Annotated in this window: 14 protein-coding genes; 7 read left to right on the forward strand and 7 right to left on the reverse strand. The window is 66.9% G+C overall.

Annotated features, from left to right (window positions below; translation table 11 throughout):
* Both AC5RW2_RS30750 and AC5RW2_RS30755 read left to right on the forward strand, forming a co-directional pair.
* The coding region (locus AC5RW2_RS30750) for a MarR family winged helix-turn-helix transcriptional regulator (RefSeq protein WP_494074875.1) at positions 1 to 314 on the forward strand (314 nt) is incomplete at its 5' end.
* Between the two features lie 315 nt (positions 315 to 629).
* Positions 630 to 926 (forward strand): antibiotic biosynthesis monooxygenase family protein, encoded by a 297-nt coding sequence (locus AC5RW2_RS30755; RefSeq protein WP_493964413.1) that lies wholly within the window; start codon positions 630 to 632, stop codon positions 924 to 926.
* On the opposite strand, the gene AC5RW2_RS30760 is transcribed toward AC5RW2_RS30755, so the two are convergent.
* Positions 923 to 2,155, reverse strand: a complete 1,233-nt coding sequence (locus AC5RW2_RS30760; RefSeq protein WP_493964414.1) for an MFS transporter — start codon at positions 2,153 to 2,155, stop codon at positions 923 to 925. The genes AC5RW2_RS30755 and AC5RW2_RS30760 overlap by 4 nt on opposite strands.
* 55 nt (positions 2,156 to 2,210) lie before the next feature.
* Between AC5RW2_RS30760 and AC5RW2_RS30765 the strand changes: the two genes are divergently transcribed.
* Positions 2,211 to 2,813 (forward strand): TetR/AcrR family transcriptional regulator, encoded by a 603-nt coding sequence (locus AC5RW2_RS30765; protein WP_493964415.1) that lies wholly within the window; start codon positions 2,211 to 2,213, stop codon positions 2,811 to 2,813.
* Between the two features lie 129 nt (positions 2,814 to 2,942).
* The gene (locus AC5RW2_RS30770; protein WP_493964416.1) at positions 2,943 to 3,677 is read left to right on the forward strand and encodes a VOC family protein; all 735 of its coding nucleotides are present in this window, start codon (positions 2,943 to 2,945) and stop codon (positions 3,675 to 3,677) included.
* A 21-nt stretch (positions 3,678 to 3,698) separates the two neighbouring features.
* Here AC5RW2_RS30770 and AC5RW2_RS30775 read toward each other — a convergent pair whose 3' ends face one another.
* Both AC5RW2_RS30775 and AC5RW2_RS30780 read right to left on the reverse strand, forming a co-directional pair.
* A complete protein-coding gene (locus AC5RW2_RS30775) occupies positions 3,699 to 4,274 on the reverse strand; it encodes a hypothetical protein (protein ID WP_493964417.1) in 576 nt (191 codons plus the stop codon).
* Between the two features lie 15 nt (positions 4,275 to 4,289).
* Positions 4,290 to 5,438 carry a zinc-dependent alcohol dehydrogenase gene (locus AC5RW2_RS30780; RefSeq protein ID WP_493952143.1) on the reverse strand — a complete coding sequence of 383 codons (1,149 nt, stop codon included), beginning with the start codon at positions 5,436 to 5,438 and terminating at the stop codon, positions 4,290 to 4,292.
* A gap of 313 nt (positions 5,439 to 5,751) precedes the next feature.
* Here AC5RW2_RS30780 and AC5RW2_RS30785 point away from each other — a divergent pair, with 313 nt between their 5' ends.
* Positions 5,752 to 6,009 (forward strand): glycerate kinase, encoded by a 258-nt coding sequence (locus tag AC5RW2_RS30785; protein WP_493964496.1) that lies wholly within the window; start codon positions 5,752 to 5,754, stop codon positions 6,007 to 6,009.
* Positions 6,010 to 6,484: 475 nt separating this feature from the next.
* On the opposite strand, the gene AC5RW2_RS30790 is transcribed toward AC5RW2_RS30785, so the two are convergent.
* From AC5RW2_RS30790 to AC5RW2_RS30800, 3 genes are all read right to left on the reverse strand, one after another.
* On the reverse strand, positions 6,485 to 7,309 hold the full coding sequence (locus tag AC5RW2_RS30790; RefSeq protein ID WP_493964418.1) for a CPBP family intramembrane glutamic endopeptidase: 825 nt from the start codon (positions 7,307 to 7,309) through the stop codon (positions 6,485 to 6,487).
* A gap of 567 nt (positions 7,310 to 7,876) precedes the next feature.
* Positions 7,877 to 9,052, reverse strand: a complete 1,176-nt coding sequence (locus AC5RW2_RS30795) for an NAD(P)/FAD-dependent oxidoreductase (protein ID WP_493964419.1) — start codon at positions 9,050 to 9,052, stop codon at positions 7,877 to 7,879.
* Positions 9,049 to 9,237, reverse strand: coding sequence for a ferredoxin (locus tag AC5RW2_RS30800; protein WP_493964420.1), 189 nt, complete (start codon positions 9,235 to 9,237; stop codon positions 9,049 to 9,051). Before AC5RW2_RS30800 ends, AC5RW2_RS30795 begins: the two co-directional genes overlap by 4 nt.
* A 180-nt stretch (positions 9,238 to 9,417) precedes the next feature.
* On the opposite strand from AC5RW2_RS30800, the gene AC5RW2_RS30805 reads away from it, so the two are divergent.
* Positions 9,418 to 10,392, forward strand: coding sequence for a LysR family transcriptional regulator (locus AC5RW2_RS30805; RefSeq protein ID WP_493964421.1), 975 nt, complete (start codon positions 9,418 to 9,420; stop codon positions 10,390 to 10,392).
* Between the two features lie 116 nt (positions 10,393 to 10,508).
* Here the strand turns inward: AC5RW2_RS30805 and AC5RW2_RS30810 are convergent, their stop codons facing one another.
* Positions 10,509 to 12,224 carry a CocE/NonD family hydrolase gene (locus tag AC5RW2_RS30810; RefSeq protein ID WP_493964422.1) on the reverse strand — a complete coding sequence of 572 codons (1,716 nt, stop codon included), beginning with the start codon at positions 12,222 to 12,224 and terminating at the stop codon, positions 10,509 to 10,511.
* Between the two features lie 180 nt (positions 12,225 to 12,404).
* On the opposite strand from AC5RW2_RS30810, the gene AC5RW2_RS30815 reads away from it, so the two are divergent.
* The gene (locus AC5RW2_RS30815) at positions 12,405 to 13,346 is read left to right on the forward strand and encodes an MBL fold metallo-hydrolase (RefSeq protein WP_493964423.1); all 942 of its coding nucleotides are present in this window, start codon (positions 12,405 to 12,407) and stop codon (positions 13,344 to 13,346) included.
* Positions 13,347 to 13,639 lie beyond the last annotated feature (293 nt).

A 13,639-nucleotide genomic window follows, 5' to 3' on the forward strand; every position in this document is an offset into this window, starting at 1 on the left:
AAACGCTCAGCGACCGTCTCCTGGTGCACCGAAGCGCGATGGTCGGCCTGCTGGACGAACTCGAGTCCCGCGGCTACCTCTCCCGCGAAAGAAATCTCGAGAACCGGCGCGAACACTCCCTCGTTCTGTCCGAGGACGGCCGCGACCTGCTCGACTCCCTGCGCGAGACTGCCGCCACGTTCGAAAAGGACTTCCTCTCCAGCCTCACCAACGCCGAAGCGAAAAAACTCAAATCACTCCTGCAAACCGTCGCCACCGCACACGGCATCGAAACAACCACACCCAACCACGAACTGGTTGTGGTGAAGGAATGACCGTACACGTGGGGTTCCCTGCATTTTTATTGCAGAATTTCAGACGGGCATGGCGGTCCTAGGGCGTTACGCGGTCGTGTCCAAAGGGTCGGCCCGGCCGCTGCCCGGGCGAAGGGCGGATGTGGGTTCTTTGCGGGTCTGCAGTCGATTAATTTGGGGCACTCAGTAATTTATCCGCATCCAATCTCCTGAACATCCGAGGAAGTCGGCTGACCCTAACGTGCCACCTGTTTTTCCCCTGCGCATCCCGGCGGAGCGGAGTAACGTGGGAGCGTCATTGCCCGGGTGGGTTCCTCAGATTGAAGGAGAAGCGTCGTGTCCATCGTCGTTATCAACGCACTGAAGGTCCCGGAGGGTTCGGGTGCGGAGCTGGAGTCCCGCTTTGCTGCACGCAAGCATGCGGTTGATTCCGCTCCCGGATTCGAGGGTTTCCAACTGCTTCGTCCCGTGGCGGGGGAGGACCGCTACTTCGTGTACACGCAGTGGGCCACGCGCGAGGACTTTGAGAACTGGCGCGACAACCGGGCGCCGCGGGACCACAACAGTGACCAGCGGCCGGTGGCCAGCGGCGCGGAGCTGCTTGAGTTCGAGGTTGTCGAACTCGCAGATTAGGTTGCGGACCGCCGTCTACGGATCAGTCCGATAAGGCCGCCGAGGACGAGGATGCCGGCGGCCAGGGTTGCGAGGACAACGGGTGGCGTGGTGCCGCGGGTCAGTCCGAAACCGGCGGACCCTAGTGCTTGGCCGGTTGCCAATGCAATGAACAGCATGGACGTGCCGGCTCCCGCGCTGCCAGGCCACAGGTTGCGGGCCCACAGGATGAGCACGCCGGACAAACCCATGTACCCGGCGCCGAAGACGGCCATGCTGGCATAAGCGATCCAAGCGCTGACTGTCAGCACGGACACTGCAACGCCTGCGCTGGCGAGGGCCAGCACACCGGCGAAGAAGCACCATCCGCCCCGCGTGCCCAGATGTCGGACCAGCGCTCCGGTTAAAATGCCGAGGAGACCGCCCAAGCCTAGGGCGATCCACAGCACTCCGGCCCGCTCGGGTGCAACGGCTCCGGCGTCGGTGAGCAGCAGCGGTCCGAACGTCCAGATCAAAGCCGAGCCGGCGCCGGCAATGACCGCCGCTACACCGGGGACCGCCAGAAGACGCCACGGCCCGATGCGGGCTTGGAGTATCGACGCGGGTCCCCTGTCCCTGCTGGCCGGGAGCCCCGCCGTCGGTCCCGCAGTAGCGCGGGCGGCGGCTCCGAGTTCTCTACGTGACTTGGCGTAATGCCAGACGGCCACCGCCGTCGTCGCACACATCACCGCCATGAATACCCAGGCTGGACCGACCGATGCTGCTGCCGATGCCACCAGCCCGGCTCCGATCACTCCGACAGCTGTTCCCGAATTCACCAGCGACTGCGCCGTAGCGGAGGTGCGAGGTGGAACCGCCGCGTCTATCACGGGCACCAAGGCCGGGGAGGCGAAGCCCCCGCCCATGCCGCCGATAAAGACGGCCAGCACAAACATGGAGGGCGACGGCGCCGCCGCGACCCCTAGACATCCAAGGGCAGCGGTGGCGCCGGCGAGCAGCAGGCCGGCACGAGGCGCGCGGTCAACGAACCGTGCGGCGGCCAGCGCAGCCAGCGAATAAGAGGTGAACTGCGCTGCGGCCGCCCATCCGAGGACCTCGGCTAGTTCCGGCCGCTGCACTGCCAAGAGCGGAGCGAAGAGGCCGACTCCAAAGCGTGCCATGCCGTAGGTTGCAGCGATCAACAGCATCCCGGCGAACGCCACCCCGAGCCCGGGCGTCCGGGTCTTGCGCCCGATAGTGTCCCTGCTCATCGCGCCTCCGAACGTATAACGACCGTTACACCATAACGAGCGTTATACTAGTCCCATGGCTGCCCGTTTGAATACCCGCGACCGCATCCTGAATGCGGCCGAGGAGCTGTTCTTCCAGCAAGGCATCAGTGTGACCGGCGTGGACCGAGTGGCGGCAACGGCCGGAGTGGCGATCGTGACGCTCTACAAGCACTTCGGCTCCAAGGACAACCTGCTGCGCGAAGTGCTTGCTCGGCGGCTGGAGAACTGGACCTGGCACTGGGACGAAGCGATCGCGCAAGCAACCACCCCTGAGGAGCGGTTGCTGGCGGTCTTCGATGCCATTGATAGCTTCCGGGCCTCGGCCAATCCGACCCAGTGGTGCAGCTTTCTGGCCACGGCGTCGGAACGCCCCGCGCCGACCGAGGGCCAGGATGACCCGGTGTTCGAGCTCATCCGGCAGGATACGCAGATGATCACCGATCGGCTGGCGAGGCTGGCGAAGGAGGCTGGCTGCCCGGATGCGGCCTCGGTTGCCGCGGTCCTGTTGCTGCTCTACAACGGCGTGCTCGCCAGCCTGCTCCGCGGCGAACCCAGCAACCCCGTGGCGCACGCGCGCAATGCGTCGCGCGCGATCATCCAGGCCAGCGCCGAAGCGCCCCGCACGGCGCGGTCCTAGCGGCGCCGAACAACCAACGCCGGGCAGCGGCACCCGTCTCAACCACGCACTGGAAAACAAGCGGCCACGCGCCGAGAAAGCCTAAACGCTCCTCCCGATCAGGTTTTGTTCGGTATAGGGTCGGGCGGTATGGCGCTGCGATTGGTTCAGGTGAATTTCAAGGCGGGGGACGCCTCGGCCCTCGGCAGGTTTTGGGCGGAGGCGCTCGGCTGGGGTGTCTCCAGCGAGGGGCCCGGGGTGACCAATGTTGAGCCGGTGGGGTTCGACTGGCCGGACCCGTCCGCCGTCTGCCTCGACGTGGTCAAAGTCCCGGATCCGGAGACGGTGGACTACCGCGCACATCTCGATCTCGCCACCACGTCGGAGGCCCATCAGGCGGAACTGGTCGCACGCCTGCGGGGGTTAGGCGCGACGCCCGCCGACATCGGCCAAGGTGACGTGCCGTGGACGGTGATGGCCGATCCGGAGGGCAATTTGTTCTGTGTGCTGGAGCCGCGGCCGATCTACCGGGACACCGGGCCGATAGCCGCGGTGATGGTCAGCTGCTCGGATCCCCGGGCGATGGCCCGGTTCTGGGGCGAGGCTATGGACTGGACCCTGCACAGGGTGACCGACAATCATGCGCGGCTCCGCTCGAGCGAGGGCGTCGGCCCGTATCTGGAATTCCTTCGCACGCCTGATGGTGCGGCGTGCGGCCGGGTCCACTTGGACCTGAAGCCGTATACCGGTGACGACCAGGCGGCCGAGGTGGCCCGGCTGCGCGCGCTGGGCGCTACCGAGGCCGGCCTCGGCCAAGGCGATGTGCCGTGGGAGTGCCTCGCCGATCCCGAGGGCAACGAGTTCTGCGTCCTCACCCCCGGCTGAGCCAAGGGCGGGAAGGGCCGCCTACTTCCGGGACTTCGCCAGTACGCGCAGTGCCACAGCGGCGGCGGCAGTGCCGGCGAGTAGCCAGGGGCCCGCGACGATCACCGGGTCCAGCCATTCGTGCTTGACGTCGGCGCGGTTGCGGCCGAAACGCGAGCTGAAGGCTTTGCTCCCGATTTCGCCCAGTACGCCGGTCTCGGTGACTGGGTTGTCCGGACGGAGCGAAGCGAAGGACCGGAGGTGGCTTTCCCAAGCATCCACCCGGTCGGCGGCGATCAGGGCCAGCCAGTGGGCAGCGCGTCCTTCGCTGTAGCGGCGGTAGGCGTACTTGCGCATGGCCCCGGAGAGCAGCTTTGGGGGAGCGGACGTGCCGAACACCGGCGTGAGTTGCTGGTGTTCGATGGAGCGTTCGCGCGGCCATTTCTCTTCCTGCCGCTCCGGGAAGTCCCAGTGCGCGCCGGACGCGCCCGGGTCGAACCGCTCGCGGGGTACGGCCGGCCGGTCCTTGGGGTCCAGGTCCGCGCCCCAGCCGGGAATGCGGGCGCGGAGTTCATCGCTGCTGGGTCGGGTGCCGGGTTTCTCGGCGCGGTAAGGCATCGCGTCTTCCTTTCCTTAGCCCGCGTTCGGGACGATGACGGGTTTGATGCAGTTATCCAGCTTGGCGGAGAAGATGTGGTATCCCTCGGCGATGTGTTCCAGCGGGATGCGGTGCGTGATGATGTCGCTGGGCTTGAGGTAGCCGTTCCGGATGTGCTCGAGCAGCCGCGGCCACTGGCGTTTGACCGGGGCCTGGTTCATCCGCAGCGTCAGCCCCTTGTTGAAGGCGTCGCCGAACTTCACCGCGCTGAACATCGGACCGTAGGCGCCCATGACTGAAATGGTGCCACCCTTCCGCACCGAGTCGATGGCCCAGTTCAGCGCGATGGGCGAGCCGCCCTGCAGCTTCAGCTTGGCGGACGTGACGTGCTGGAGGAAGTTGCCGTCGGCCTCCGCGCCCACGGCGTCGATCACCACGTCCGCGCCCAAGTAGTCGGTGGTCTTTTTCATATGTACGACGACGTCGTCGTGCTCGGCGAAGTTGACCGTCTCGGCGTGGGCAAAAGTTTTCGCCTTCTCCAGCCGGTAGTCCAGGTGGTCGATCACGATGACCCGCCCGGCACCCATCAGCCAGGCCGACTTGGCCGCGAACAGACCCACCGGTCCGGCACCGAAGACCGCCACCGTGTCGCCCTCCGCAATGTCGCCGAGCTGGGCACCGAAGTAGCCGGTGGCCAGCGCATCGGTCATCAGCAGGGCATCCTCGTCGTCGAGCCCTTCGGGGATGATGGAGGGCCCGACGTCGGCGAAGGGCACGCGCACAAACTCGGCCTGGCCGCCGTCGTACCCGCCGCAGGTATGGGAGTAGCCGTAGATTCCGCCCACGGCGGTGGCGTTCGGGTTGACGTTGTGGCAGTTGGAGTAGAGGCCGCGGGCACAGAAATAGCAGGATCCGCAGTACACGTTGAAGGGCACCATCACCCGGTCCCCGGCCTTGAGGTTCTGTACCGATGGGCCCACCTGCTCCACCTCGCCGATGAACTCGTGCCCGAATGTCATCCCCACCCGGGTGTCCGGCATCATGCCGTGGTAGAGGTGCAGGTCCGACCCGCAAATCGCCGCCCGCTGGACCCGCACGATCGCATCGTTGGGATGCTCGATCGGGGGCATGTCCTTCTCTTCAACGCGAACCTTATACGGTCCGCGGTACACCATTGCTTTCACTATCGCCGCCTAGGAGTGGGTCGCCGGTGACGGCAGGCCCTTCGGCAGATTCCCTCTGCCCGGCCTGCATGCCCTAAATACTAAGCATGCTTGCCTCTTGCCGTCGAGGCTTGAGGGGCCGAGGGGCGGGTGCGGCCGTCAACAGGTGAGGAGCCGGGGTATGCGGTTCGCAGACAGGCGGGCGACTGGACGAGGGATGGGGAGCGCGGCCAACGCCCGTCGAAGGCTACGTCTACGAATGTCGTAAGCCGCCGGTCAGCGACTTAGGGCCCGGCAGCCACCTGCCGGTCGCGCAGGCAATCTGGGCGCCAACATCCTTGACGCGGTCGGCTTTGACCAACTCGCCGCCGAAGCGGACGCGATCATCGTGGGCGAAGGCCAGTTGGACTCGCAGACCGGACAGGGCAAGATCATCTCCGCCATCCTGGCCCGCAACCTTGGCAAGCCGGTGCATGCGGTGGTGGGCTCGGTCAGCCCGGATCTGGGCAGCTACTCGGAGAACTTCGCCAGCATCGTTGTTGCTTCTGACTCGGATGCCATGCGCGTGGCCCGAGCGGCATCGGCTTCGTGAACTTCGGCGCCATCGACCTGCTCGAGGTCAGGGACACCATCCGCACCACAGGCAAGGGCGCGAGAGGGTTCAACCTCTACGATGGGTCGCTGCGCGAGGCCCGCTTCGCCTCGATCGAAACTACCGGCGACGGGTCGGTCGGCGTCCAGGTCAGTAAGCCGCTCGGATCCCTCAGTATCTCCGGTGACGTGACCACGACCGGGGGAGAGGGTATGAGTCTGGTCAAGGGAGTCCAGCTGCCGCTCAAGGCCGTCGCGCTGAGCATCAAGGCCGGCGGCAAGGTGGAGCGCATCGAGGTCGGCGGGCTGGCCACGCAGGGCGATAACGTCACCACCACCCTCGAAGTCGAAGGAGAGCTCTCAGCGCTCCGGGTAGCGGGCTGGATCCATGCGGCCGGGCGCGGCTCGGATGCCGCCCGGGTGGCTGGCGGGCCGCTCGACGCTACGGATGCCGCCCATGGTGAAGTCATCCGTCTTCAGCTGCGGCGTTCAGGGGCCGCAGTCTCTGGAGGCGTGGAACGTGGGAGGTGTTCCTTAATTGGTTCCCGAGTCTTCCCACTTATACGTGAGGTCAAGGCGAGCACCAGCAGCAGCAGGACCGCATTGCCTGCGACGCCGACCCAACTGCTCCACCCACCCCAGCCCTCGGGGAGCGGACCCGTGAGCCGCAGCAGTGTAGGCTCGCCCTCACGGAGCAGATAGGCACCGGCATTCCATCCGGCGTGCAGTCCCAGCCCCAGCCACAACGAGCCGGTGCGCACGTAGGCGATGGCGAAGGCCAGCCCCGCCAACACCAGGTGCAGCGCGTACGGACCGCTCGCCAGTTCCTGCCACCGAGGGGCATGGAAGAGCACGAACACCCCGGTGGAAACGACGACCGCCGTCCGGATGGGCACGGACCGGGGCAACAGAGTGAAGACTGCCCCGCGGAAGACAACCTCCTCGGAGAATGCCTGGTATCCGGCGACGAGCAGGGCGGTCGCCACGACGAGGGGCACATCGGCGCCGTGCACTCCGGCCGCGAGTCCGCCCCCGCCCAGCCAACGGACGCTGAAAACGGCCAGATAGGTCAGCGAACCGGCAGCGAAACCGGTCAGAAGCAGGCGGCCCGCGGGGCGGGCCAGGGACAACCCCCACGAGGACCGGCGGTCCGGTGGTGTCCGCCGGACCGCCCAACACAACACGGCAATGAAAAGCACCACCCCGGCAACCGTTGCGGCCGGGCCGCCGGCCAGGCCTGCGAGCATCCACGGGGCCCACTGCGTGACGGCCAGCGCCGCGAAGAGGATGAGGCGTTGCACGCTGCCGGTCTCCGTTCGAATCGTCCTGCTGCGGTGCAGCCGCCGACCTGCGCATTTGAGGTTCCGAAGGGGACGGGTCTGCTTGACTGTTGGTGCTTGTTCTCACCGAGGGGAGGGCCGGTGCCTGGGCGGGACGGCGGGGTGTCCGTCCTTGCCCGGGCAGTGGGAAGGCAGAGGTGGAAGCCTGCCTGGAACGGTGCCGCTGAACCGTACCGCTGGCGAGATCGGCGGTACGGTCATTCCGGCAAAGAGTCATGACGGATGGTGCATTTTTTCAACCTTAATACACCGGCAGCATCGGCTACGCGAAGGCACGCCCGGTCCCGAGACGGACTCCCGCCCATGTTCACTCTTTCAAACTTTGCACGCCGCGAAGACACGGGCGGGGCAGTGGCGCAGACGGACCGGCTTCACGGGTGGGGGGAGCGGTCGCGGGCCGGGTGGTTCACGCCGGCTACGAAAGAATTGCGGAAGGAGCGTGCTGGGGCAGCCGGCGCCTGTCAGGCGCAGGTCGTTGGCTTCGCCGGCCTCCAGCCGATGGTTGGGTTGTATCCGCCAAGCCGGCGGTCACGCGGGCGACGGTACCTGGGCGGGGGCCGGGTTGGCCAAGCGGCGCAGTTTGGGGATGGGGATGCGGTAATTGAGCGCGACGGCGGTGCTGGTGCCGTCCGGGTGCGTCCAGCGCATGAGCGCGGGGCCGCCGTCGGGGCCGCCCTCAAGGTACTCGGGTGCGCCCTCGAGGGGGAGATGGCCGATGGCTTTGAGGCTGAGCCCGAACTGCTCGGTCCAGAAGTAGGGGTTGAAGTTGAGTTCGGGTGCGTCGTTGCCGTTGAGCAGGGCGAGGGCGGCGGCCTTGCTCTGCTCGATGGCGCTGGTCCAGAGCGGGATCCGGGCGATGCCACGAGAGGTGGGGAAGGCGGCCACGTCGCCGGCGGCAACGATGTCCGGGCCCAGGCGGCCGCGGCTGTCGACTTCCAGCCGGCCGCCGGTCAGGAGTCCGCTGTCCGCCAGCCACTCGGTGTTCGGGATGTCGCCAATGGCGCTGACCACCAGGTCGGCAGCAAGGTTGAAGCCGTCGGCCAACTCCACCAGTGGATGTCCGTCTGTTTCGCGCAATCCGACGGCCTTGGACGGGGCGAGCTTGAGCCCGTGGTCCAAGCCTGCGGCGAGGAAGACCTCGGAAAGGTGCGGGCCCAGTTGCTGGGCCATCGGAAGATGGTGCGAGGCGAGCGTGACGTCGCAGCCCGCGGCCAGGCAGCCGGAGGCGATCTCCATGCCGAGCGCGCCGCCGCCGACCACCACCACCGACGGCCGGTCGGCGATCCGGCGCCGCAGTTCCAGCGCGTCCTCCAGGGTGCGCAGGGTCAGTTCATGCCGGCGGGCAGCCGGGTCGGCGCTGGCCAAGCGGCGTGCCCGTGATCCGGTGGCGATGACCAGACCGTCGTACGGAAGGATGCTGCCGTCGTCGAGCACTACGGTTTTGAGGTTCGGGTCCAGCTGCAGGGCCCGGCGGCCCAGGAGTTCGCGGGCCTCGTGGGTGGACGGCGGCAGCTGGTGGGAAGTCATCTCCTCCGCGTCCAGCAGCGCTGCCTTGGAGAGCGCCGGCCGGCTGTAGGGTGCGTGGTGCTCGTCGCCGACAATGGTCAGCTCGCCGTCGAACCCCGCGGCGCGCAGGGAGTCGCTGGCCGTCAGGCCGGCAATGCCGTTGCCGACGACGACGATGCGTTCCAGCTGCACGGTCACGCCAAGCGGAGCGCGGCGACGGGGCAGACCCGGGCGGCTTGTTTCGCTGCGTCGAGCTGGTCCTCGCTGACGTGCACCACGTCCAGCACCAGTTCGCCTTCATCGTCCAGGTGCATCAGCTGCGGTGCGACTTCCTCACACAGGCCGTGCCCTTCGCAGCGCGGCCGATCCAGGATGATTTCCATTGTGTCCTCCACTCGAATCTGTGTGGCTTGCTTCACAAACCGGGTTATTGAAATCTTGGCAGCCTCGCTAGTGTTCGGCAAATGAATAGTTTTTATCCGTGGTGTGCATCGGATGAATAGGTGGCTAGACTGGTGCGACAGCGCCGGAGGTGCCCGCGCTCACCCCTGAAGGAGGTTGCGATGTCCTCACTCGATCTGTCGGCGGATGCCCGGCCGGAGACTGCGATGGATGCCGATCTGGCGCGGCTGGCCTCCATCGACCTGAACCTGCTGGTGCCGCTGCTGGCGCTGCTGGAGGAGCGGTCCGTCACCAAGGCCGCCGGCAAGGTGGGGCTGTCCCAGCCGGCCATGAGCCACGGGCTGAACCGGACCCGGCGCCTGCTCAACGACGAACTGCTGGTGCGGCAGGGCCGGGGGATGGTGCTCACGCCTCGCGCCGCGGAGCTAATCGCACCGCTGCGACAGGCGCTGCACCAGGCGGCGCGGATTGTCAGCGCCTCCTCCTTCGACCCCGCCGTAGACACCCGTCTGATTACGGTGGCGATGACCAACAGCACCGCCTTCGTGATCGGCAGCGAACTCAGCCGGCTGTTGGCGGAACGAGCGCCGAACACCGTGCTGAAGTTGCGCACCACCAGCGTGGCCACCAGCGCACCGTTTGTGGAGGACGCGGCCGACGTGGTGCTGTTGCCCGAGGCGTTTCCCACGCCCCATCCGCGGGAGCGGCTGTACGACGACCGGTGGGTGGTGGTGGCGTCGTGGAACGAGCCGCGGGACGCCGACGCCCTGCAACTGCTGGAGCAGGTGCCGCATGTGTTTCCCGATTCGCCCTCGGAGCGGCTGCGCCCGTATGAAATCCTGGACGAGAAGAGCATCCCGTACCGGGTGCGCCAGCGGGTGTCCGACCACCTGTTCGTGCCGCACCTGATTGCGCAGTCCGGCAGGGGCGTGGCGATCCACCGGTACCAGGTGGGGCTGGAATTCGAAGGCCGGTTCGACCTGCGGGTGGAGGAGTTCCCGTTCCCGGTGGAGCCGCTGGGCATCGACATGGTCTGGAATCCCTGGCTTGCCGACGGCGCCTTCAAGACCTGGCTGCGGGAAATCCTGCTCGAGGCGGCCGAGCCGCTGCGGGCCCGCTACAAGTTGCCCAGCTAGCCCCTTCCTTCCCCGGGGCGCACTGACAACGACGACGGCGGCGCCCACCCAGGTGCGCAGAAACGCCGGCGGCGGTGCTCGTCAAGGCGAGCACCGCCGTCGTTGTCCCTCTGGGGTTAGCGCGTGGTGAAGGGCAGGACCAGCCGGGACTGGTGCTCGGCGTCGCGGTAGATCTTGTGCGTGACCGGGCGGCCCACCGGCAGGTGGAAGGCGTCCGGCGGGAGCAGCGCGTTGTGCTCGTCGGCCAGCGGCTCGGCGTTGGACAGCTCCACGGTCAGCTTGTGGCCCGGCTTGAACGTGTTGGCGAACGGGTAGAGGCGCACCACGTACTCCTCGATCTTGCCCGGTTCCACCGGCACGGAGCGGGTGTGCGGGTGGTACGGGTTGCCCTCGGTGGTCCGCTCGTCGAGCTCGCGGTGCGAGGCCTTGAGGTAGCCGCTGGTGATCAGCTGGCGCTTGCCGTTGGGTGCGTAATCCCAGAGGCGCAGGATGAAGTTCGTGTCCGGCTGGTCGATCTCGGCGAAGATGTGGGCGGCACCGGTGCCGATCATCTCCGTGGCCTCTTCGAAGGTGTCGGTGCTCCAGTTGATGATCTGGACCTTGTCCGTCACGGTCAGCGGGGCCTGGTAGAAACCGTCCGGGGCGGCGTACTCGGCACCCATCAGCTCCGGCTCGGTGGAGAGCTTGTGGCGCGGGCGCAGGTACAGGGACTTGTACTCGATTTCCTTCGGCGGCCACGCCTCGGCGGTGACCACCTCGCGCGAGCCCTCGACGAACACGCTCACCGCGGGCTCGTCCATCACGCCGTTGTCGATGCCCTTGATCCAGTAGTCGTACCAGCGGAACATCTTGTCGTGTTCCTCGATGAACGGGCGCGACTGCATGGGCGGGTAGGGGCCGATGTCCAGCTTCTTGGGGCCCTTGAGCGCGTTGTAGAGCTCGATGGTGCCGTCCAGCGTCCAGCCGCGGCCCTGGTCCAGCTGCAGCCAGACCGGGATGTCGATGTTCGGGGCCAGCGTGATCGGGTTGCGTTCCTCGTACCATTCGCCGTCGAGCTCGTTCATCACGATGTCGAACCAGGCCTCGTGGTTCTTCGGGTAGTTCAGTACGTGCACCAGGTTGGGCCAGGCGGCCACGTCTGGATCCTGCAGGCGCTGGGCGACGAGCTTCTTCAGCTCTTCGGGGGAGTATTTCTCGATCATCCGGGACTTCACGCCGTCGGTGAAGGCCCAGCCAGAGTCACCGCCGCGGCCTTCGCGGGCGGCCCGCGGCATGAACCACATGACGCCGCCGTGGTAGGTGGTCTCGTAGAAGTCGTAGTGGCCGCCGGAGACGAAGATGGCCTTCAGGTGCGGCGGGCGTTCGGCCGCGGCCAGCACCTGCATGGAGCCGAAGTAGGAGATGCCGACCATGCCGACGTTGCCGTCGCACCACGGCTGTTCGGCGACCCACTCGATGAAGTCGTAGGCGTCCTGGCCCAGCGAGACGCCGCCGGCGTTGTAGTTGCCGATGTGCTCGCCGCCGGAGTCGCCGGAGCCGCGCAGGTCGCCGATGACGTGGACGTAGTCTTCCTTGACGATGCGGGCGATGTCGCCGGCCTCGATGCAGCCGTCCCACATGGGGCTGGGGCGCCGCTGCGGCGGGGTGGTCAGCGCCAGGGCCTGCAGTTCCTTGCCGTAGGGGCTCAGGGCCACCAGTGCCGGCCGCGGCTTCTCGTCGATGCCCTGGTAGGCGTCCGCGGCGAGCTCAACGCCGTCGCGCATCGGGACCCGGAGGTCCTTGCGGATGGCGATCTTTTCCCCACCGGCATTCCACGTCGTGAAATCAGTCATGTGTGCAACTCCTTGTCAGCGGCCGAGTGCCCTCAAGACTCTTCGGGCGGGCATTCGCTCTGATCGATCATATTATTATAATAAAGTGCTTGTGGGCAAGGGCACAAGCCTAGGGCGCCGGTTCACGGGCCCACAATGGTTGAGAACCACCCAGCCGGTTTCGGAGTTGAGGAGATCAAGTTGACTAACGAAGTGAAGGTCCATCCGCTGGTGTCGCCGTGGGGGCGGTTCGGCCTCTACAGTTTCTTCATCGACGCCCCCGAGCCGGCCATTGTGGATACCGGGATCGCCTCGTCGCCGGTGGAGGGAATGATCCCCGAACTCGAGAAGCTCGGCCGCCGCATCGAAGACGTGCGCTGGATCCTGCTGACCCACGGCCACATCGACCACCTGGGCGGGGCCCAGGCGCTATGGGAGCTCACCGGCCGCAAGGCGCAGGTGGTGATCCATGAGGGCGACGCCCCGCTGCTGCGCTCCCGGCGCGCGCACGTGGACAACTACGTTCAGGTGCGCCAGCAATACCTGGACAACCCGAACGCCATTGAGGAACAGACGCAGGCGGCGGAAAAGGTTATCTCCGGCGAGATGGAGCCCACCCTGTTGGTGAAGGGCGGCGAGAAGCTGGACCTCGGCGGCGGTGTGACCGTTTCTGTGCACCACATTCCCGGCCACACCGCCGGCTCAGTGGCCTACGTGATCGGCGGGCAGAACGACGTTTTCGTGGGCGACGCGGTGCAGGCCCACGGTGCCGCCAACGGCTTCCCGGGCTACGAGGAGCCGGCCGCCTACCGGAAGAGCCTGGAGTACCTGCGCGATGAGGTCCGGCCGAACCGCCTCTTCCTGGGCCACCCGTACCGCGACGCGAACGGTGAGCCCTACGAGATCGGCCTCGACGCCGAGCGCGCCCGGGAGGCTCTGCAGTTCAGCATCGATCTGGAATCCCGCATCGCCGGCGCCGCCCTGGACTGCCTGCAGGCCGGGCTGCAGACAACCGACTCCGCGTACTCGCCGTTCCAGCCGGTGGCCGAAGCGATCGGCTACACCGGGAATCCGGCGCTGGAGCCCTCCCCGTTCTTCACTACACTGCACGGCTACCGCCAGGAGTTTGAAGCGGCCCGCTGACCGTGTGGGTGCGGGGACTCGACGCTTGCACGGCTCGCACGGCCCCCATCCCGATCCCACGGCCCCCGTCCCCACCCAGCTCCTGCAGCCCCACCGCCAAAAGCACTGTGCAGATATAACCCCTTTTCGCGTCGGCGAGGGGCCATATCCGCACAGTCGTTTCGGCCATGAGGTGGAAGGACAGCGGGCGCACCTTTGCGTGGTCGCGCCGCTTTTGGTGCCGGGCGCCGGGAGGCGGGCACCGCCGTCGTGGTGTTCATAATGGTGCGCGGATGGCGACAAAACACGAAAGC

Source organism: Arthrobacter sp. B0316-1-20 (genome assembly GCF_059091865.1).